Consider the following 20,934-nt stretch of genomic DNA (forward strand, 5'->3'; position numbering starts at 1 on the left):
GCTGCTTACTTCGCGCCGTAGATGTCGAAATCGAAGTACTTCTTGTTGATGGTGTCGTATTGGCCACTTGCACGGACAGCGGCAATGGCTGTGTTCAGCTTGGCTTTCAGTTCCGTGTCTTCCTTGCGCAGGCCGCCCGAAACGCCAGCTCCGAGAATCTCCTTGTCGTCGGCGACGTCGCCCATCTTGGCGCAGCAATCCTTGCCGCCATCGCTTTTGAGGAACGCGTCAAGTGCCAGTGAATCGCCAAAAACATAGTCGATACGACCGGAGGCGAGGTCCTGAAAAGCCTCATCGAGCGTCTGATAGGTCTTTTCCTCGGCAGCCTCGGCAAAATATTTCTTGTAATATTCCGACTGGATCGTCGACACCTGGATACCGATGGTCTTGCCCTTCACGTCCTCGGCAGTGGCGCCCGGTTTCTGATCCTTAGGACCGATCAAGGTGCTCGGGGTGTTGTAATATTTGTCGGTGAAGTCGATCACCTTCGAGCGTTCCGCGGTGTTCGACATCGACGACCAAATCACGTCGAACTTCTTGCTCTGGAGCGCCGGAATGAGACCATCCCAGGAAATCTCGACGATCGAGCATTTCTCCTTCATCTCTTCGCATACGGCATTCATAAGGTCGATCTCCCATCCCTGCCATTGGCCGGAGGCGTCCTTGGCGAAGAAGGGTGGATAGGATTCGTTCATGACGCCGAAGCGGACTTCGGCCTGTGCGGTGACGGCGGAAAGCGCTAGCGCTACACCGGCGAACAGTGTGGGGAGCAGTTTCATTCGCAGGATTCTCCTGGTTTGTGTTGTCGATGATAGATCGATGCGCATCAGTGGGCGCTGAGGCCGGTGAATTCCCGGCAGCGGGCGCTGACCGGCGCCCCGAATATCTGCTCCGGGGAGCCTTCCTCCTCGATCCGTCCCTGATGCAGGAAGAGAACACGGCTGGAGACATCCCGGGCAAAGCGCATTTCATGCGTGACGATCAGCATGGTCCGGCCTTCTTCCGCCAGATCGCGGATGACCTTCAGCACCTCGCCGACCAGTTCCGGATCAAGCGCCGATGTCGGCTCGTCGAACAGCATGACATCAGGATCCACGCAGAGCGCTCTGGCAATCGCAGCACGCTGCTGCTGACCGCCGGAGAGGAAAGCGGGATAGGCGTCGCGTTTATCGAAGAGCCCGACCTTGTGGAGCAGGGCCTCAGCCTTTTCGATAGCCTCGCGCCGCGAAATGCCCATGACGTGTACCGGCGCCTCAATGACGTTTTCCAGCACCGTACGATGGGCCCAGAGATTGAAACTCTGAAAGACCATCCCCAATCCGGTCCGTATCCGCTCGATCTGCCGCCAGCTGCGCGGCTGCAGCCGGCCGCCTCGCCCCATTTTGAGCGCGATTTCCTCGCCGTTTACGGCAATGCGGCCACGATCAGGCGTTTCCAGGAAATTGATGCATCTGAGAAAGGTGCTTTTGCCGGAGCCCGACGAGCCGATGATCGAAATCACATCGGACTTTGCGGCCTGCGTCGAGATACCCTTGAGAACCTCTTGCGAGCCGAAGCTTTTATGGAGATCTTCGACGCGAAGAGCAGGAAAGGGTTGATCTGGCATGCATGGTTCCGGCTGAATTGAATTTGCGAAGGATAATGATAAAATAACGCGGTTTTTTCGCGCAGTTTTCATCTATTCTGCATATTTTATGCAAAATAATCTTCCTCGTGCGGCAATTACGGCAGAATGCGCGAATTGTTGCGGCGAGACTAGGACTGGACAATGGAACAACTCGATCGTTTTGACCGCGACATTCTCGATATCGTTCAGCGCGACTGCCAGCTGAAAGCCGAAACGATCGCCGAACGGATCGGACTGTCAGTCTCGGCCGTGCAGAGGCGGCTGAAGCGGCTGCGCGAAGAAGGGATCATCAAGGCGGAGGTGGCCGTCGTCGACCGCAAGGCGACGGGCACAGCGATGGTGTTCATCGTCGGGATGGAGATCGAGCGGGACAATTACGACGCGCTGGCCAAGTTCCGCCTCTGGGCGGAGAAGCAGGATCACATCCAGCAGGTCTATTATGTCACAGGCGCGGTCGATCTGATTGCGATCGTCACCGCCCGCGACGTCGAGCATTACGACGACATCGCTGCCTTGATCATGGCTGACAATCCGCAGATCCGCCGCATGCACACGAATGTCGTTCTGCGCGACGTCAAACTCGGCCTCTTCGTCCCGCTGGAATAGCGCAGACGCGATGGCTCCGCCGGCATTGGTTCCGACAAGCCGCTGGACTCGCATTTGACAAAGGGCATAATTCCCGGCGCAAATTCTCGGGAGGAATGATCGTTGACGTTACGACACCAGATCATCGCATTGGCGATCGTTCCGCTCGTCATTTCGATCCTTGGGATCACCACCTTCATCACATGGCAATCGGCAAACCTCGCCAAGAACAGCATCGACACGTTCGAGCAGAACATGCTGAAGACCAAGGAAGCCGAGATCCTCAACCTGACCAATCTTGCCCTGTCCGCCATCCAGACGATCTATGACAATGCCGGTTCTGATGACGAAGCCGCCAAGCAGCAGGTGGCGGCGATTCTGACCTCGCTCGATTACGGCAAGGACGGATATTTCTTTGTCTACGATTACGACGGCAACAACATCGTCCATCCGCGCCAGAGTTTCCGCCATGGGCACAATTGGCTCGACCTCACCGACCCGGATGGCGACAAGGTCATTGCCGAACTGATCGCCACGGCAAGAGCGGGCGGCGGTCTGCATCAGTACAAATGGCAGAAGCCATCGACCGGACAGATCGCCGACAAGCTCTCCTTCGTCGTCAGTCTCGACAAATGGCACTGGGTCGTCGGCACCGGCGTTTACCTGGATGACGTCTTTGCCCAAAGTGCCGCCGCCAACGCCGGGATGCGCGCCAACATAAGACGGACCTTCGTCATCGTCGCGCTGATCGCCGTGCCTTCGGTGCTCGTCGTTTTCACGACCTGCATGCTGCTGACGTTCCACGAGCGCCGCATGGCCGACAGCCGGCTCAAGGCGCTGACACAGCGGGTCATCGATACGCAGGAAGAAGAGCGCGCACGGCTGGCGCGCGAGTTGCACGACGGCATCTCCCAAAATCTCGTCGGCGTGCGCTATGCGATGGATCTTGCCGTCCGTAAAGTCAGAACCAATGTCGACGATGCGGCTGTCACCATCGACCGCGGTGTCGAAGCGCTGAACAGCGCCATCAAGGAAATCAGGCGGCTCTCGCACGATCTGCGCCCGCGCGTGCTGGACGACCTCGGCCTGACGGCTGCTCTCGAGGCGCTGTGTTATCATTTTGCCGAGCGGACGGGGGTCGAGACGAAAATCGACGCTTCGGGCTTCACTGACACGCTCAAGGCCGAAGCCAATACCGCGCTTTATCGCGTCGCACAGGAAGCGTTCAACAATGTCGAGCGGCACTCGGGCGCCTCCCGGCTTGCGGTCAAGCTCTGGAGCGACGGCGGCCGGGCCCGCATGACCGTCACCGACAACGGTACCGGCTTCGACGGCATCAAGGACGGGGTCTCCGGCAGATCAGGTCTCGGCCTGCGCAACATGCAGGAGCGGATGGCTCACTTCCGCGGCCTGCTGTTGATCAACAGCAGCGAGACCGGGACGACGCTGACGGCGATGATGCCGAAATCGGCCAATCGTCCCGCCGACCAGCAGGCGGAAGCCGCATGACGGAACGCCCGAAAATCAGGGTGCTCTTGATCGACAATCATCCGCTGGTGCTGGACGGATTGAAGGCCGTGCTCGAAACATTCGACCATATCGAAGTTGCCGGTACGGCCGGGCTCGCGCAAGCAGGGCTCGAGATCGGCCGGCAGGTCCTGCCGCAGGTCGTGCTGATGGACATCAACATGCCGAAGCTGAGCGGCATCGATGCGATCGAATTGTTCAGGAACGAACTTCCCCAGGCGCGGGTCGTGATGCTCTCCATGCATGACAGCCGCGAGTATATTTCCTCCTCGGTCATGCATGGCGCTGCCGGTTACGTCCTGAAGGACGTTTCGACCGACGAGATCGTCTCGGCCATCGAGACCGTGGCAAGTGGTGGGACATATTTCTCGTCGGGCGTGTTCGACGCGCTGATGGGCGAACGCGCCGAGGAGGGGAGCGATCCCCTGACGCCGCGCGAACGCGACATTCTCGGGCTGATCGTTGCCGGCAGGAGCAACAAGGAGATCGCCGACGTGCTCGGGATAACCTCCGCCACGACGGAAACCCATCGCAAGAACCTCAAGAGGAAGCTCGGCATCACGACCACGGCAGGCCTTATCCGCTACGCGCTCGATCATGGCATCGTCTCGAAAGTCGGGTAAATCTAGCCTACCCACTTCTGGGTAGGCTCCGGCATTTCGGCGGCGCGCCCATCTTGTGAGGACAAAATCAACGCCATAGGACTCCATCCACGGCTGGCCAAGTGCGAGCCGTTGGGAGGAATTCACATGTATTACATCAGCTTTCGATCGGTCGAAAAACCTCGAGCGACCCGAACCCGGGCTGCCGCGGCCGCCGGCTGACAGACCTGCCTTCCACGCCGACAACTGGAACATGGCGACCGCCGTCGCGGCGCCTGAAAGGTATTCCGACATGGAAAAACCACGTAGCAAGGCAGCGCTGTGGCTGCTCATCATTCCGTACATAGGTCTGCTCTGGCCGCCCTTCTACAATGTCCGCGAGCCGTCGCTTTTCGGCTTTCCGTTCTTTTACTGGTATCAGCTTCTCTGGGTGCCGATCACTGCGACGCTGACCTGGATCGCCTATCGGAGCACCCGCCATGACGACTGACATCAACGGCACGGCGCTTGCCGTCTTCATCTTCTTTTTCGCGCTCGTCACGGTCATGGGCTTCGTCGCCAGCCGCTGGCGCAAGCCCGAAACGCTGGCCCATATCGATGAATGGGGCCTCGGCGGACGCAACTTCGGCACCTGGATCACCTGGTTCCTGGTCGGCGGCGATTTTTATACCGCCTACACCGTGATCGCCGTCCCGGCGCTGGTCTATACTGTCGGAGCCTACGGCTTCTTTGCGCTGCCATACACCATCGTCGTTTACCCCTTCGTCTTCATGGTCATGCCGGTGCTGTGGAAACGCGCCAAGGATTTCGGCTATGTAACGGCTGCCGACGTCGTTCACGGTCAATACGGATCGCGCAGTCTCGAACTCGCCGTGGCGGCAACGGGCGTCATCGCCACCATGCCGTATATTGCCCTCCAGCTCGTCGGCATGACGGCGGTCCTGAAGGCGCTCGGGCTGCATGGCGAGTTGCCGCTGGCAATCGCCTTCATCGTGCTGGCGCTCTACACCTACTCCGCGGGTTTGCGCGCACCGGCGCTGATCGCCTTCGTCAAGGACATCATGATCTATATCGTCGTGATCGCGGCCGTCGCACTGATCCCGTCGAAACTCGGAGGCTACGCCAACGTCTTCGCCTCGGCCGATGCGGCCTTCCAGGCCAAGGGTTCCGGCAACCTGCTGCTCGGCGGCAATCAGTATGTCGCCTATGCCACGCTCGCTTTGGGTTCGGCGCTCGCGGCCTTCATGTATCCGCATACGCTGACGGGCATCTTTGCCTCCAACAGCGGCAAGACGATCCGCAAGAATGCGATCATGCTGCCCGCCTATACGCTACTGCTCGGCCTTCTGGCGCTGCTCGGCTATATGGGGCATGCCGCCAACCTGAAGCTCGACAGCGCCAATGACGTTGTTCCCACGCTGTTCAAGACGCTGTTTTCAGGCTGGTTCTCCGGCTTCGCCTTTGCGGCGATCGCTATCGGCGCGCTGGTGCCGGCAGCGGTGATGAGCATCGGTGCCGCCAATCTCTTCACCCGCAATTTCTGGAAAGCCTATGTCGACCCCGGCGTCAGCGATGCGGGTGAGGCCAAGGTTGCAAAGATCACCTCGCTCGTGGTGAAGATCGGTGCGCTTCTCGTCATCATCTTCCTGCCGACGCAGTTCGCACTCGACCTGCAGCTGCTCGGCGGCATCTGGATCCTGCAGACGCTTCCGGCGCTGGTCTTTGGCCTCTATACCAATTGGTTCCGCGCACCCGGTCTGCTTGCCGGCTGGTTCGTCGGCTTCGGCGGCGGTACTTTCCTCGTCTGGGATGCCGGTTGGAAGCCTTTGCATCTGATCAGCCTCGGCGGCGAACCCTTCACCGTCTACACGGGACTGCTGGCGCTTGCGGCAAACATAGGCGTTGCCCTCGTGGTCAATGCCCTGCTTCCGGCCAAGGCTCCGGCTCGGGCATAAGATTCAAATGCGAAGGGCAGCAAACACTGCCCTTCGTAAAATCATGCCGCTTTGGCGTTCCAGCATAGACTGGAGGGAAATCAGGGCGACTTAAAACTCTTCCCAATCGCCGGCCAATGCCGCATTCCCATTCGTCTGGAACGACTTACTCACTTTGGCAACCATCTGGCGCGCAGGCGAGGGCGCCGGTTGAGCATGTGGCGCCGCGGCAGCGGGCTGCGCTACGCGCTTCGGTGCCACCGCTCCGCCAATGTTGAACTGGCCCAGCAGCTGGAACAGCGCGTCGGCTTCCTTGGCCAGGTTGTGGGCGGCCGCTGTGGCTTCTTCCACCATGGCGGCGTTCTGCTGCGTGCCCTGATCCATCTTGTTGACAGCGGTATTGATCTCTTTCAGCCCCGTCGCCTGCTCTTGCGAAGCGCCGACGATGGCCCCCACATTGCCGTCGACCTGCTGTACCTGCTCCGCAATCTCTTTCAGCGCCTTTCCGGTCTCGCCAACCAGGGCAACGCCGCTTTTCACGTGGCCGTTCGAAGCGTTGATGAGTTCCTTGATTTCTTTTGCCGCCTTGGCGGAACGTTGCGCCAGCTCGCGCACTTCCTGAGCGACGACGGCAAAACCCTTGCCTGCCTCACCGGCGCGGGCGGCTTCGACGCCGGCATTGAGCGCCAGCAGATTGGTCTGGAACGCGATTTCATCGATGACGCCGATGATGCTGCCGATTTCGGTGGCGGAGGATTCGATTTTGCCCATGGCATCGACCGCATCCCGAACGACGCTGCCCGAGCGCTCCGCACTGTCCTTCGTCTTGCGAACGAGTTGGCCGGCTTCCTGAGCCTTGTTGCTCGAGTCGGCAACGGTGGTCGTGATCTCTTCCAGGGCAGCGGCGGTTTCCTCGACGGAGGCTGCCTGCTGTTCGGTCCGCTTGGCGAGATCGTCGGAGGCGGAGCGGATTTCCTGTGCACCGGCCGCGATGGCGCTGGCGTTCTGGGCAACCTTCTGCATGGCGGCACGGAGCTTTTCGACTGCAGAATTGAAGTCGGCTCTGAGCTTTTCGAGAGAGGGAATGAACGGAGTGCCGATCTGCTGTGTGAGGTCGCCGTCCGCCAGCGCCTGCAATGCATCGCCAAGCTGGCCGACAGCCTTGTCCGTCTGCTCGGCAAGGGTGCGGCGTTCATCGGCATCCTGTTCGAGGCGATGCCGCTCCGACACGGCTCTCTTCGCCTCGGCGTCAGCTTCCCGTTCGGCCTTTGCTGAAATTGCGTCGCGCAGCCCTGCCACCGCCCGTGCAAGCTTGCCGATCTCGTCGCCCCGCGCTTCGAGGCGACGATCGCCATCAAGATTGCCCTCGGCCATTGCTTTCAGCGAAAGCTGAAGTTTTGCCAGCGGGCCGACGATCGTGCGTGCGGTGACGGCGGCGGCAACCAGTGAAAGAACAGCCGCAATGCCGAGCGCGGTCAGCGCCAATGGCTTGAAGCCGCTTGCCGTGCTGCGAACCTCGCCGCCAATCGATTTGTTCAGCGCTTCCTGATAGTCGATGAATTTGTTGATGGCGCCAAGCCAGGCAACGAAGGCCGGTCGAGCCTGTTCGAGCAGGATCTTGCGGGCAGCCTCGCCGTCGCCCTTCTCCTGCAGTGCAATGATCTGGGCGACCAATGGATTGGTCTTCGCCTGGATGTCCGCGATCTCACCGAGAATGGTCTTTTCCTGTTCCGTCGCACCGGCCGGAGATGCAACCATATCCGCCATGCGCTTTTCATTTTCGGCGTAGGAGGCCGCCAGCTTTTCGATCAATGCCTCGGCGGCCTTCCGTTCATCGGCAGACGTCACCAGGGTGACGTCGCGAATGGCGATTGCCCGATCATGCACGCTGCCGCGATAGTTGATAGCAAACCGCTGCTTCACGCTGTTGACGTCGTTGATGGTTCCAAGCTTATCGTTGATCTGCGCAACTTTTTCCGTCGAATAGATGGTCAAGCCGACCATCAGCAAAAGGAGAACGCTGAAGCCAAGCGCCAGGCGCGCCACAACCCCGAAACTCATGATATTCTTCATATGCACTCTCCCCTCGCGGTGAGGTTTGTTGGAAGGATGTCTCGCAGCCAGGATTGCTTGTCATATCTCGTTCGAATGCCGAGCCTCGGTATGTCTCCGAGTGCATTCCGACAGGCACCCCTGTGCCCGGAATCGCGCTTGAGATACGGAACATCCGTCAAAGCAATAAAAGCCGATTTCATGCGAAGTTCGGGTGCCTCACCCGCCATCATGGCGGAGGTGACGAGCCTAAAGAACGTCGCCCCGATGTCTAAAAAAAGTTAGAGGAATATATTTTAGAGAGTGTAAACGGAGCCGACGGAGCATGCTATATCGCCATATCTGGATAGCATTTGCGCTTTTCGGACGGACTATTTGAGGAGCGCTCTCCCGGTGGTTGCGAAATCCGCGGACTCCCCTGCCCAACAAGGCTCTGCGGCTTACCTGCGACTACGCGACGCCGTCCTGGCATCGGGTGGTGATTTGCTGAAAGGTCTCGGCAACGGCATGAATTGCAGCTGCGGTGCCGGAGCGTCGGCGCCTCCGGCTTTAGCTGCGTAGCAGCGGAAGTAGCTGATCGCCCTGCCGCTTGATTTCGGAGAGATACGGCGTGTCGGACAGCACGAAATGGGTGATGCCGAGATCCTGGTATTTGCGCAGCGAGCGGGCGACGTCTTCCGCCGAGCCGACCAGCCAGGTGGTGCCGGCGCCGCCGCCGCCGAATTTGCCCGGGGCGGTATAGAGGTTGTCGTCGAGGACGTCGCCGCGCTCATGCAGATCGAGCAGCCGCTGCTGGCCGACGGCGAGCGCGCGCTGGTGATCGTGCCAGCCGCTGCCCTTGCTTCTGGCCATCTCGGCGACCTTCGCCTCGGCATCGGCCCAGGCCTGTTCGGTGGTGTCCCGGACCAGCGTCGTGATCCGCAGTCCGAATTCCAGCGGCGGGAGGTCGCGGTCCAGCTCCCTGCTCAGCGCCTTGAGCCGCGCGATCCGTTCGCGGACACCGTCGAGCGGCTCGCCCCAGAAGAGCTGGACATCGGCCTCGGTGGCGGCCACCCGCTCTGCCGCTTCCGAGGCACCGCCAAAATAGAATTTCGGGTGCCGACGGTCGCCGCGGACCTGGATGCGCGGCACCACGGTAGAGTCGGCAACCCGGAAGTGCTCACCCGCCGAAGTGACATTGTCCTCGGTCCACAGTCTGCGGACCAGCCGCATGAACTCCTTGGTGCGGCCGTAGCGATGCGCCTGATCGCCCTCGCTGTCGCCGTAGGCGGCCAGATTGTCCTTGCCCGACACGATGTTGATCCGCACCCGGCCGCCCGTCAGGTGGTCCAGCGTCGCCGCCGCAGACGCGAAGTTTGCCGGTCGCCAATAGCCCGGGCGGATCGCAATCAGCGGCTCGAAGGTGGTGGTCCGGGCGGCAAGTGAGGCCGCGACGGTGAACGTGTCGGGACGGCCCCAACCGGTGCCGATGAGCGCGCCCTTCCAGCCATGTTCCTCCAGCGCCCTTGCGTGGCTGGTCAGCGTATCCAGGCTGTTGTGGTTCTCGACAGCGGAATCGCCGCGATGACCGGCTTTGACGTCGTTGGGAATATACCAGAGAAATTCGGAATTATTGCTCATGCATGCTGCAGTTCTGTGTGATTGGAACAAGGAAACCAGGGGGAGGCCCCCTGGGAAATCATACGGCCGCCTGCACCTTTTGCTGCTGCCCCGCCTGAACCACAAAGCCATTCGGCGGGCGCTGAAGGCCCAAGTTCTCCCGCAGCGTCGTGCCTTCATATTCGTGCCGGAACAGACCGCGCTTGCGCAGGATCGGCACGACCTGATCGACGAAATCGGTCAGAGCGGTGGGCAGGATCGGCGGCATGATATTGAAGGCGTCGGCCGCACCATTCTCAAACCAGCTCTGCATCGCATCGGCGATCTGCTCGGGCGTTCCCACAACCGTCCGATGGCCACGAGCGGTGGCGACCGCCAGATAGAACTGGCGCAGCGTCAGATTGTTGCGCGAGACCAGATCGGAAACCAGCTTGAGGCGGCTTTTGTTGAGTTCGGTATTTTCAGGCAGGGGAGGGGCGGGATCGTCCAGCGAGTAGCCGGAAAGGTCGACTCCCTTGTAGTGGCGGGCAAGGATATTCCAGGCGATGGAGGGATGAACGAGCGATTGGATATGGTCGTAGCTCGCCTGGGCTTCCGCTTCCGTCCCGCCGAGAACAGGGAATATGCCGGGACTGATCAGCAGTTCGTCCGGCCGGCGTCCATAGCGGGCCAGCCGCCCTTTGACGTCGGAATAGAATTCCTGCGCATCCTCGAAGGTCTGGTTGGCGGTAAAGATCATCTCGGCCGTGCGGGCGGCAAGTTCGCGCCCCGGTTCGGATGCCCCGGCCTGCACGATAACAGGATAGCCCTGAACCGGACGGCCGACGTTGAGCGGACCGGCCACCGAGAAGAATTTGCCCTTGTGATCGACGAGATGCACCTTGTCAGGATCGAGATAGACCCCGCTTTCCTTGTCGCGGATGAAGGCATCGTCCTCATAAGAATCCCACAGGCCCTTAACCAGGTCGACGAATTCCTCGGCCCGCTCATAACGATCGGCATGGGCGGGATGGCCTGCGATTGAAAAATTCTTCGAAACATCCGCTCCCGTCGTGACGACATTCCATGCCGCACGACCCTTGGAGATATAGTCCAGCGACGCAAATCTGCGGGCGAGGAGGTAAGGGTCCTCGTAGGTCGTCGATGCCGTGGCGACGAAGCCGATATGTTTGGTCACCTGCGAGAGGGCAGCCCAGAGGGTCAGAGGCTCGAAATGCGCGCCCTGGGCGGTGCGGCGAAGCGCTTCCGGGTCCTTGGCGCGGTCCCATCCAGCCGGACTGTCTGCGACGAAGACGAGATCGAATTTGCCGCGTTCGGCGGTCTGCGCAAGCTCGCGGTAGTGATCGATATTGAGGCCGGCATCGGCCTGCGCCTCCGGATGACGCCAGGCGGCAATATGATGGCCGGTCGCCATGATGAACGCGCCAAGCCGCATTTGCCTTTTTGATGTGCTCATTGGCTTATCTCCAGATCAAACTGAACTGTTGCTGATGTCAGGCGGCCTTACGGCCCGGAAGCTCGACCCCGAGCCGGCTCAGAAGGTGGATTCGGAATTGCGCAAAGCGCGGATCGCCGTGGTCGCGCGGCGTCGGCAGATCGATCTTGAGATCCTCGATGAGGCGGCCTTCGTCGAGAACCAGTATCCGGTCGGCCAGCGAAATCGCCTCGTCGACGTCGTGGGTGACGAGCAGCACGGCAGGACGGTGTCTTGCACACAACTCCCTGAGCAGATCGTGCATTTTCAGCCGAGTCAGCGCATCAAGCGCGCCAAACGGCTCATCGGCGAGAAGCAGGGCCGGTTCGCGCACCAGCGAACGGGCAAGAGCGACCCTCTGCTGCTCGCCACCCGAAAGCTGGTTCGGCCACGCCGTTTCCCGACCCGCAAGTCCTACCTCCGCCAAAGCCTTCCGTCCGGCTTCCTGGCCGGAGGCGCCGGTCAAGCCGAGCGTGACGTTCTGGATGACGCTGCGCCACGGCAGCAGGCGGGCGTCCTGGAAAACCACCGAGAGGCTCTCCGGCGTCTCGAGGGTGCCGGTTCCCTCGACACCATGATCGAGACCGGCAAGAGCCCTGAGGAACGTGCTTTTGCCGGAGCCACTGCGGCCGAGCAGAGCAACGAACTCGCCCTCCTCGATGTCGAGATCGACGCCGTCGAGGATCGTCTTCGTCGCAAATCGCCGATCGAGGTTTCGCACGTGGACGGCTTTGGTTGCGGACTTCAGTTTGCCAGGGTGCGGCGCCATGAGAGGACCCTCCGTTCAAGCAGGCGGACGAGACCGTCCGAGACGAGACCGAGCAGCACATAGACCACCAGACCGACGAGAATGACGTCGGTCTGCCCGTAATTGCGGGCAAGATCGATCATGTAACCGAGCCCGCTGGTGGCGTTGATCTGCTCGACCACAACAAGAGAAACCCAGCAGAGGGTGACGGCAAACCGCAGGCCCAGAAGGAAACCCGGCAGGGCGCCGGGCAGCACCACCTGAAGGATGAAGTCCTTCTGGCTCATGCGCAGCGTCTCGGCGAGTTCGACATAGCGGCTGTCGATGCTGCGGAGCGCATTATGGGTGTGGATGTAAATCGGCACGATCACGGCAAGCGCGATGGTCGTAACCTTCATGCTCTCACCGATGCCGAACCACAGGATCAGCAAGGGGATCAGGGCCAGCGTCGGTATCGCACGCTTGATCTGGACCGGCCCGTCGATCAGGGCTTCACCGATCCGGGACAGGCCGGCGATAACCGCCAGGATCGTGCCGATCAGCAATCCGATGCTAAGGCCGAGCAGGGCGCGGGTCGCCGACGTCACGAAATTGTCCTGCAGGCGACCCTGCTCTATCAGCCTTACGAAAGCCTCGATGACAGTCCACGGCGCCGACAGGATGCGTGGGTCGATCCATCCCAATGCCGAACCGACGACCCAGGTCAGGACAAGCAATACCGGCCCGATCTGCAACCCGAAAGGGATCGCGGGTCCGGGACCCAGCCTGCGCCGGGCGCGGGGGCCAGCAGAGCTAGCCGGACCGGCCGGCTTTGTCGCGCGCGAGCCTCCATGAACTCTCCCGCTTGTTGTCAGGGATAGTTTCGCCTCATCTGCATCCCAAGTGGTTGCCATGTTTCAGATCTCCTCTCCGAAGGGTGTCGAACGTTACTGGCTCTTGGCCAAAGCCGCGGCGCCGAGCTTTTCGAAGCGGTTGTCGAAAATCTGTTCGACATTGAAAGACTTGTAGCCGAGCTCGTCCGCCAGCAGGTTGATGGTTTCCTGGTGGCGCTTCTTCACTTCGCTCCAATCGGCGGGAACGATCTGTTCGCCGGTCAGCTTGACGAGAAACTCCCCGTCCTCCTGGCTAAGGCCCTGCTGACCGACGTAGTATTCCTTGATCCAGAGGTCCGGGTTCCGGTTCACCCATTCGGTGGCGCGTGCCCATAGACCGACATATTCGGCGAGAGCGGCCGCCTTGGCGGGGTCGTCCAGAACCCATTGCGGCGCATAAAGATGGCTCGGATCATCCCGCAGGCCATGCTCCACGAGGGTCGCTCCGTCCGATCCGTATTGGGTGATATAGCGCCTGATATAGACGCCGCCGAGCGGTGCGATGTCGACTTGCTTGCTCGCCAATGCCTTCGGATAGACGTCGCTGGTGCTTGGCAGTTCCACCAGAGTGACGTCGCCGCTCTTCAAGCCTGCGGCATGGAGGGCACGCAGAACGAGCGTGCCCTGAGCCTGCCCCGGGCTGAAGGCGATGCGTTTGCCGCGGAAATCCGCCAGCGTCTTGACGGCTACGCCTGGTGCGATGCCGAAGCGATAGATGGGATTGGCGATCGGGTCACGGCGTTCGCGATAGGCGATGTTGCGGACGGGGAGGTTGTTCCAGTTGGCGAAGATCGAGGGGATCTCGGCCACCGATCCGACATCGAGCGCATGGGCGCGGAAAGCTTCCGACGTCTGCGGCCCGCCGCTGATATTGGCCCATTTGACTTCAAAACTGAGCTCTTTATCGAGGCCGGACACTTCGAGAGCTTTCTGAGTGACCGGATCGCCGATCGTCAGCACCGTGCCTGGCGGCACTTTGGAAAGCAGGGGGGCGTCTGCCTGGGCTGACGCCAGACCATGAATGGCACTGAGACCAAGCAGACTGAACAACGCAATTTTGAATGTCTTTGCCAATGTCATCGTCGATCTTCCCGTTTCGGATTGTTGTTTGCAGGAACGATGCACGGTAAGATGGCGGATAATCTACTAAATCGATAGACTATTTAGTTTAATAAAAGCGCCGCTGGTGGAAAATTGTCCCCAAAAGTCGAGCAACCGGAACGATCGCATCCGGCGCCTTCGCAGGATGATCGGCGTTAGCAGGCGTGAAAAAAGCGCCTGGGACCGTCGTCCGCGGGCGCTTTACGGGTCTTTGTTCAACCACCTTTCAGGCGCCCGAACCGTCGGAACGTCAGGCTCGCCTGATGTCAGGCAATATGGGGTGCGTATTCATTGGCCGAGAATACGTGGTGATGCACCTTGCCGGTGAAGAGTTGCAGGAGTTCGCCGGTGACTTCGCGGCTCTGCGACCGCACATCGGAGAGAAGTGCCGCCTTCACCGCATCCATATCGGGGTAGCGAATGGCCAAGGCCATGGCGTAGACCGGGGCGCCCTCGTCGCGCTCCATCCCGTCCAGCACTCGTATTTCCTCGGCGCCCGGAAATTTCGTCCAGAGAGGGACGAGCCGCTGCCGCACGAATTGGCGGAATTCTTCTTCCCGACCGGAATGGATTTCGCCTTCAAACAAAGCATAACGAATGATCATAGGTTCTCTTTTCCAAAACTCGCCGGAGCTGGATCGATGGTGGTGTGTTGTCGGAACATCAGGGCGTATCGGTCGATACGCCCTGACTGGAAGGGTTATTTACCCCAGATTTTCTTGTATTGATCGCGATAGCCGTTATCGGGATCGAAGCTGTTCTTCGGTCCACCGTCAAACTCGACGTTTTGGCTGGTCACCACATGCAGCGGCGATACGTAGCCCGACCATGGAGCGCCCGCAAAGGCGCGATTCAATTCGTCAACGAGCTGCCAGCCCTGGAGGTTGAGCGGCTCGGCGACCGTGACGGCCTGGAACTGCTTGGCGCGGATACGCTGATAGGCGCTCTCCGAACCGTCGCCGGCTGCGACGTTCACCGGCTTTCCATCACCTGCAATGCCGGCCGAGGCAAGCGAAGGTCCCATGAAGTCGTAATAGAGGTCGTTGATCGCCAGCGAATGCGTCCACTTCGCGCCATATTTCTGCAGAAGCGAGGTGGTGAGCTGCGGCATGCGCTGAGAGGTTTCGGCAATCGGCGTGTCGACATATTCGAGCACCGTGCCGCCGAGATCCTCGATCTCCTTCTTCATGCGATCGGCCTTGGCGATCGCGATCGCATAGGTGGAGTCGGTGAAGATGATGACACCCGGCTTGCCGCCGGCATCGGCAAAGGCCCAATCCGCCGCGGACTTCGACACTTCCATCGCATCGGTGGTGACGTTTGCGAAGACACCGACCTCGGGAACCGGACCAACCGCCGAGGCGGCGTGCCAGGAAACCATCGGAATGCCGGCAGCCTTGGCTGCTTCCATCGCCGGCTTCTGTTCGACCGCGTCAAAGCCATTGATGATGATGCCATCCGGCTTCAGCGCCATAGCCTGGCCGAACGCCGCGGTGCGCCCGCCGATTGAACCGGCGCCGTCAAGCGCCTTGACCGTCCAGCCGAGCGCGCCAGCCGCTTCCTGCACGCCATTGACCACGCCGAGGATGCCGCCGTTCTTCATATCACCGGCAAGAATGACGATGTTCTTTCCGGCAGCACCCTTGGGGCCGCTCGTCGGGCCATCCCAGGCGCTCACCTTGGAAGCATACTTTTCGACCACGGCCCTGGCGTCAGCCATTGAATCGGCCAGTGCCGGCATGCTGAGCATAACGGCGACGGTTGCGACCGTTGCCTGCAATAACGTTCTGCGCTTCATGTTCACTCCTCCATTTTGTTTGTTATGAAATGCCGGGTTGAGCCGGCATCCTCATTTGGATGCGGGTGTGATCCTCCTCACAGCTCCGCGCTTGCGCTGGGCGTAACCTGCTATGCCGATGGCAATCAGCAGGGTCACGCCGTTGAACAGCGGTTCGACGAAGAACGACCCGCCGAATTGCTGAATTCCTGATATTCCGACCGCCAGGATGATGACACCGATCAAGGTGCCCCAGACGTTCACCCGACCCGGCTTGATCGTCGTCGATCCGAGGAACGCGCCGACAAGCGCCGGCAGGAGATATTCGAGGCCGACGCTCGCCTGGCCGATGCGCAGCTTCGAGGCGAGAAGCACCCCGGTCAGAGCCGCCAGCAGCCCCGAGGTGACGAATGCGCCGATCACGAATTTGCGGACTGGAATACCATTGAGTGCGGCCGCCTTCGGATTGGCGCCGATGGCGTAGAGATAGCGGCCGATCGGCAGGTATTCGAGCACGATCCACATGCAGATCGCAATCAGCAGCACGTAGAAGCCGGTGATCGGCAGGCCGAACAACATGGTGCCGTTCAGCGCATAGAAACCCTCAGGCAGGACGCCGACCACCTGCCGCCCGCCGGTGTGCCAGAGGGCAAGCGCGTAGAGAACCGTTCCGGTGCCGAGTGTTGCGATGAAGCTGTCGATCTTTGCGACTTCGACCAGCAGCCCGTTGATAAAGCCGGTCAGGACGCCGAGCGCGAGGACGATGACAACCGCGACCGGCCAGGGCAGGCCGTAGGCCGTTTGCAGGCTGATGGCGAGGATGTGCCAGAGCACGATGCCATAGCCGACGGTCAGGTCTATGCGGCCGGATGCCATCGGGATCATCGCAGCCAGCGACAGAAGCGCAATGATTGCCTTGTCTGATACAATCGAACGGACGTTCAACACGGTCGGGAACGTATCAGGTAGAAGGATCGAGAAGATCACGATCAGGCCGACGGTCAAGATCACCAGCCCGTAAACCGGGATCAGGCGTCCGATCTTCTGTCCGGTGGACAGACCGGCCATTTCGCTCTTGGTCGGCTCCAGCGCCGTGGATTCAATGGATTGCATGGCTGTTCTCCCGATGGCTCAAGCAGCTTCCGACGCGGATGCGGCCGTGATGACCGCCTCCGTCGTCAGGCCGCTTCCAGTCAGTTCGCTGACGATTTTGCCGCGCGAGAAAACCAGCGCGCGGTGGCAGATATGGGCGATTTCCTCAAAGTCCGTCGACACCACGACAACCGCGAGGCCGGCCTCGAGCGCCTGGGTGATCAGACGGTAGATCTCCGCACGCGCTCCGATATCGACGCCGGCAGTCGGATCTTCTGCGACCAGCAGCTTGCGGCCGGTCGCCAGCCAACGGCCGACGACCACTTTTTGCTGATTGCCGCCCGACAGGGCCTCTACCGGCAGATCCGGGTCGTTCGGCCGCAGGCCGACGGAATGGCCGATCTTATGGGCAAGATCGGCTTCGCCGCGCGGCGACAGGAAGGACAAAAGCCCGCGTCCGACGGCTCCCGGATTGAGGTAGGTATTTTCCCGAATGGAAAGCGAGAGCGCCACGGATTCCTCCGTCCGGTCACGGGCAATCAAGCCGATGCCCGACGCCATAGCGCGCCGCGGGCTGGAAAGGTCGGGGGCCTCGTCATGCAGCAGAACCGAGCCGTTGAAGGGCTCGCAACCGAACAGCGCGCGGCCGATCCGTTCCTGACCGGCGCCACGCAATCCAGCCAATCCCAAAAGCTCGCCCTCGCGGATATCGAACGATATCGCGCCCGTGCCGGCGCAAACGAGATCGCGAACCTTGACGATCGCCTTGCCGGGCGTGATCTGGGTCTTGGAAAACAGGCTGTCACCGCTGCGGCCGATGATCATCGTCACCAGCTCGTCGGGGGTCGTCTCGCTGACCGGCTTCTGTCCCACCATGCAGCCGTCGCGCAGAACGGCGACCCGATCGGCAATCCGGAAAATCTCGTCCAGCCTGTGGGAGACGTAGATCATCCCGACGCCGCGATCCTTTAAGGGGCGGATCGCGTTGAACAGCCGATCGACTTCATCGGCGGGAAGGCTCGCCGTCGGCTCGTCGAGCACCAGGACGTCGGCTTCAACGGCAAGCGCACGGGCAATGGCGACAAGCGATTTTTCGGTGCGCGACAGCGCCGAAACCCGCGTGGTGGGATCAAAGTCGCAGCCGACCAGTTTCAAGGCTTCCTTGGCACGCGCCTGCGTCCTGTTCCAATCGATCAGGCCGCGACGCATCGAGAAACCCTGCGACAGGCCCATGTTCTCGCCGACGGTCATCCACTCGATCAAGCCGAGATCCTGGTGGATGAAGGCAACCGGCTGCCGCTCGTTCGGCCTCGGGGGGCGATGATGGTAGCTCTGGCCGCGAAACAGGATGTCGCCGGCATCGGGCTTGTAGATACCCGCAAGCGTCTTGATGAGCGTCGATTTGCCGGCGCCGTTTTCCCCCAGCAGCGCGAGGATTTCGCCCTCGCGCAGATCGATCGAGACGTCCCGCAGCGCTTGCGTGCCGCCGAAGCTCTTGGTGATCGACTGGAACTCCAGCAGTCTCTTGGCTTCCACTGTGGCTCCTCCCAAAGCTGCGGTTGTCATTGGTCGTATGTTATCGATAACATTTATGGATGGTCAAGCGGAAAGATGACGATCTCGAATTTCTCAGCGAGATTGACGTCAGCCGGCCTGAAATCCGTCGAGAAGACGCATCATCTCGGCGGAGTCCTTCGGCCCGAGGCCGGCAGCGCAGAGCAGGCGGTGAATTTCGACCACGGAGCCGGTCATCGGCAATGGCGTCTTGGTCTTCAGCGCGAAGGCCTGAAGTGAATCCAGGTCCTTCAACATGTTGTCGATTCGGCCTGTCGGCGAGAAATCCCGGGCGGCGAATTTTGCCATGAATTCCTGCATTATCCGGTTATCAGCCCTGCCGCCGGCAAGGGCTGTTGGAATTGCGGCCGGATCGACGCCGCCGGCTTCAGCGAGCTTCACCGCCTCGGCGACGGCCTGAAACAGCACGGCGCAAAACAGCTGATTGATCAGCTTCGTCGTCTGCCCGGCGCCGGATGCACCCATCAGCGTGTAATTGGCGGCAAGATGCCGCATCACCACGCGTGCCCGTTCGAAATCCTCAGCGCTGCCGCCGGCCATAATCGTCAGGCGTCCGCTCAGCGCACCTGGCACGCCGCCGGAGAGCGGGCAATCCACCCATGCCATGCCGGTTTCCCGACGCAGCCGCATCGCCATCTCAGCCGTGTCGGCGGGGTCGATCGACGACATGTCGATCAGCAGCTTGTCGGCATTTGCAGCCGCCGCAACACCCTTTTCGCCGAAGACGACAGCGCGAACAATATTTGCGTGATTGAGGCTCAGCACACAAAACGCCGACCGTGAGACCGCTTCCTCCACAGAGCCGGCCGCGCGTGCGCCCTTGGCCTCTAAAACCGCGACTTTTTCGGTATCCAGGTCGAAGACGGAGACCTTATGCCCGGTTTCGATCAATCGGGTGACGATCGCCGTTCCCATGATACCGGCACCGATGACGGCGACATCTGCTCTGTAGTTATCCTGCATGTTAATCTCCTCCCTTGACGGCCATGCCGCTCAGTCCCTTGCAAGCCAGTGCCACAATATCATCCAAGGCATTGTCGATCGCCACCGTCACCACACCAGCTTCACCGGTCGGCGGCTCCAGTGTCTGCAACTGGCTGTCGAGCAAAGTCGCGGGCATGAAATGGCCCTGACGAGCCTGCATGCGCGACAGCAGCAGATTGCGGGACCCTTCGAGGAAAACAAAGGCGAGATGCCCGTCCGCCGCCTGCCTCAACCTGTCCCGATAGCTTCTCTTCAGCGCCGAACAGGAAATCACCAGCCCTTGCGATGCTCTTTGCGCGGTCTTTATTTCCTCGCCGATCCGGTCGAGCCAGGGCAGGCGGTCGTCGTCAGTAAGCGGTATGCCCTGCGCCATCTTCTCGACATTTCCAGCGGGATGGAGTTGGTCTCCCTCCACAAACTCCATGCCGTTTTGAGCAGCGACGCGTTCTCCGACCGAGGATTTGCCGCAGCCGCTGACGCCCATGACGACGACAGCAAGAGGCCGTGCCTTCTTCTCGAAATCCATCATCTCGTCTCTATCAGAGGCAGGTCGTAATGCCGCCGTCGACATACAGCGTGTGCCCGTTGATGAAAGACGAACCGCGGCCTGACAGGAAAACAGCGGCACCCACCAGTTCCTCGACATTGCCCCAGCGTCCGGCTGGCGTCCGCTTTTCGAGCCAGGACGAGAACTCCGGATTGTCGACGAGCGCCTGATTGAGCGGCGTCTTGAAATAGCCCGGCGCAATCGCGTTGATTTGCAGGCCGTACTTGGCCCAGTCGGCGCACATGCCGCGGGTCAGATTGCGTACCGCGCCCTTGGTCGCAGTGTAGGGAGCAATGCCGGGGCGCGCCAGTTCGCTTTGAACGGAGGCGATGTTGATGATCTTGCCCTGGCCGCGGGCGATCATGGGCTTGGCCGCTGCCTGGCCGACGTAGAACACGCTCGAAATGTTGGTGGTCAGCAGCAGTTCCCATTTGTCCGCCGGAAAATCTTCCAGCGGCGTGCGAAACTGCATGCCGGCATTGTTGATCAGGATGTCGAGCGGCCCGATATCGGCTTCGATCGCGTCTATGCCTTCTTTGGCAGCATTCTTGCTGGTTACGTCGAAGATCGCCGCATGGGCAGACAGGCCTTGATCCTTGAGGCTCTCGACCGCACGTTTGACGCTTTCGGGCGTGCGGCCATTGATGATCACCTCGGCGCCATGCTGCGCCAGGCCTTCGGCCAGGGCATAGCCGATCCCCTGGCTCGAGCCGGTGATCAGGGCACGCCGTCCGGTAAGATCAAACAAGTTCTTCATGTAAATCACTCCTCCGGTCTCGCCGCAGGCGACGGCTTCAACTGCCGCTGACGGTGAAACTCACTTGACATCCCTTTTCCG

General features: G+C 60.8%; 20 protein-coding genes. 5 read left to right on the forward strand and 15 right to left on the reverse strand.

Features of this window, described 5'->3' with window-relative positions; translation table 11 throughout:
* Nucleotides 1-5 precede the first annotated feature (5 nt).
* Entirely contained in the window at nucleotides 6-779 is a 774-nt protein-coding gene (locus tag ACD590_RS33890; RefSeq protein WP_247263943.1) for a transporter substrate-binding domain-containing protein, read from the reverse strand.
* Nucleotides 780-826: 47 nt separating this feature from the next.
* Complete coding sequence (locus ACD590_RS33895; RefSeq protein WP_018246857.1) at nucleotides 827-1,606, reverse strand: ABC transporter ATP-binding protein; 780 nt, start codon at nucleotides 1,604-1,606, stop codon at nucleotides 827-829.
* A 162-nt stretch (nucleotides 1,607-1,768) separates the two neighbouring features.
* Here ACD590_RS33895 and ACD590_RS33900 point away from each other — a divergent pair, with 162 nt between their 5' ends.
* From ACD590_RS33900 to mctP, 5 genes are all read left to right on the forward strand, one after another.
* Entirely contained in the window at nucleotides 1,769-2,233 is a 465-nt protein-coding gene (locus tag ACD590_RS33900) for an Lrp/AsnC family transcriptional regulator (protein ID WP_018246856.1), read from the forward strand.
* A gap of 102 nt (nucleotides 2,234-2,335) precedes the next feature.
* Nucleotides 2,336-3,721 (forward strand): sensor histidine kinase MctS, encoded by a 1,386-nt coding sequence (mctS, locus tag ACD590_RS33905; RefSeq protein ID WP_439004305.1) that lies wholly within the window; start codon nucleotides 2,336-2,338, stop codon nucleotides 3,719-3,721.
* On the forward strand, nucleotides 3,718-4,362 hold the full coding sequence (gene mctR / locus ACD590_RS33910; protein WP_247263941.1) for a two-component system response regulator MctR: 645 nt from the start codon (nucleotides 3,718-3,720) through the stop codon (nucleotides 4,360-4,362). The genes mctS and mctR overlap by 4 nt, the downstream gene beginning before the upstream one ends.
* A 271-nt stretch (nucleotides 4,363-4,633) precedes the next feature.
* Nucleotides 4,634-4,831 carry a DUF3311 domain-containing protein gene (locus ACD590_RS33915; RefSeq protein ID WP_018517713.1) on the forward strand — a complete coding sequence of 66 codons (198 nt, stop codon included), beginning with the start codon at nucleotides 4,634-4,636 and terminating at the stop codon, nucleotides 4,829-4,831.
* Nucleotides 4,821-6,296: a sodium:solute symporter family monocarboxylate transporter gene (gene mctP, locus ACD590_RS33920; RefSeq protein WP_131606770.1), complete on the forward strand. Its 1,476-nt coding sequence runs from the start codon at nucleotides 4,821-4,823 to the stop codon at nucleotides 6,294-6,296. Before ACD590_RS33915 ends, mctP begins: the two co-directional genes overlap by 11 nt.
* Nucleotides 6,297-6,386: 90 nt before the next feature.
* Here mctP and ACD590_RS33925 read toward each other — a convergent pair whose 3' ends face one another.
* The 13 genes from ACD590_RS33925 to ACD590_RS33985 form a co-directional block, all read right to left on the reverse strand.
* Entirely contained in the window at nucleotides 6,387-8,348 is a 1,962-nt protein-coding gene (locus tag ACD590_RS33925) for a HAMP domain-containing methyl-accepting chemotaxis protein (RefSeq protein WP_028732411.1), read from the reverse strand.
* A 528-nt stretch (nucleotides 8,349-8,876) separates the two neighbouring features.
* Nucleotides 8,877-9,947, reverse strand: coding sequence for an LLM class flavin-dependent oxidoreductase (locus ACD590_RS33930; protein WP_439004306.1), 1,071 nt, complete (start codon nucleotides 9,945-9,947; stop codon nucleotides 8,877-8,879).
* A 58-nt stretch (nucleotides 9,948-10,005) separates the two neighbouring features.
* Nucleotides 10,006-11,382: an LLM class flavin-dependent oxidoreductase gene (locus ACD590_RS33935; RefSeq protein WP_331841457.1), complete on the reverse strand. Its 1,377-nt coding sequence runs from the start codon at nucleotides 11,380-11,382 to the stop codon at nucleotides 10,006-10,008.
* 37 nt (nucleotides 11,383-11,419) lie between these two features.
* On the reverse strand, nucleotides 11,420-12,169 hold the full coding sequence (locus tag ACD590_RS33940; protein ID WP_439004307.1) for an ABC transporter ATP-binding protein: 750 nt from the start codon (nucleotides 12,167-12,169) through the stop codon (nucleotides 11,420-11,422).
* On the reverse strand, nucleotides 12,145-13,041 hold the full coding sequence (locus tag ACD590_RS33945; protein WP_115157872.1) for an ABC transporter permease: 897 nt from the start codon (nucleotides 13,039-13,041) through the stop codon (nucleotides 12,145-12,147). The genes ACD590_RS33940 and ACD590_RS33945 overlap by 25 nt, the downstream gene beginning before the upstream one ends.
* Before the next feature lie 33 nt (nucleotides 13,042-13,074).
* The gene (locus tag ACD590_RS33950) at nucleotides 13,075-14,100 is read right to left on the reverse strand and encodes an ABC transporter substrate-binding protein (protein ID WP_439004308.1); all 1,026 of its coding nucleotides are present in this window, start codon (nucleotides 14,098-14,100) and stop codon (nucleotides 13,075-13,077) included.
* 287 nt (nucleotides 14,101-14,387) lie between these two features.
* Nucleotides 14,388-14,726 (reverse strand): hypothetical protein, encoded by a 339-nt coding sequence (locus tag ACD590_RS33955; RefSeq protein WP_047620510.1) that lies wholly within the window; start codon nucleotides 14,724-14,726, stop codon nucleotides 14,388-14,390.
* A gap of 95 nt (nucleotides 14,727-14,821) precedes the next feature.
* On the reverse strand, nucleotides 14,822-15,919 hold the full coding sequence (locus ACD590_RS33960; RefSeq protein ID WP_439004309.1) for an ABC transporter substrate-binding protein: 1,098 nt from the start codon (nucleotides 15,917-15,919) through the stop codon (nucleotides 14,822-14,824).
* 51 nt (nucleotides 15,920-15,970) lie between these two features.
* Nucleotides 15,971-17,011 (reverse strand): ABC transporter permease, encoded by a 1,041-nt coding sequence (locus ACD590_RS33965; RefSeq protein WP_018449098.1) that lies wholly within the window; start codon nucleotides 17,009-17,011, stop codon nucleotides 15,971-15,973.
* An 18-nt stretch (nucleotides 17,012-17,029) separates the two neighbouring features.
* The gene (locus ACD590_RS33970) at nucleotides 17,030-18,526 is read right to left on the reverse strand and encodes a sugar ABC transporter ATP-binding protein (RefSeq protein ID WP_018449099.1); all 1,497 of its coding nucleotides are present in this window, start codon (nucleotides 18,524-18,526) and stop codon (nucleotides 17,030-17,032) included.
* Nucleotides 18,527-18,634: 108 nt separating this feature from the next.
* Nucleotides 18,635-19,528, reverse strand: a complete 894-nt coding sequence (locus tag ACD590_RS33975) for an NAD(P)-dependent oxidoreductase (RefSeq protein ID WP_157213634.1) — start codon at nucleotides 19,526-19,528, stop codon at nucleotides 18,635-18,637.
* Between the two features lies 1 nt (nucleotide 19,529).
* On the reverse strand, nucleotides 19,530-20,075 hold the full coding sequence (locus ACD590_RS33980; protein WP_020572937.1) for a gluconokinase: 546 nt from the start codon (nucleotides 20,073-20,075) through the stop codon (nucleotides 19,530-19,532).
* Nucleotides 20,076-20,088: 13 nt separating this feature from the next.
* Nucleotides 20,089-20,853, reverse strand: a complete 765-nt coding sequence (locus tag ACD590_RS33985) for an SDR family oxidoreductase (protein ID WP_018246839.1) — start codon at nucleotides 20,851-20,853, stop codon at nucleotides 20,089-20,091.
* Nucleotides 20,854-20,934 lie beyond the last annotated feature (81 nt).

The organism is Rhizobium sp. 862_C5_N1_2, assembly GCF_051811205.1.
GTDB lineage: Bacteria > Pseudomonadota > Alphaproteobacteria > Rhizobiales > Rhizobiaceae > Rhizobium > Rhizobium leguminosarum.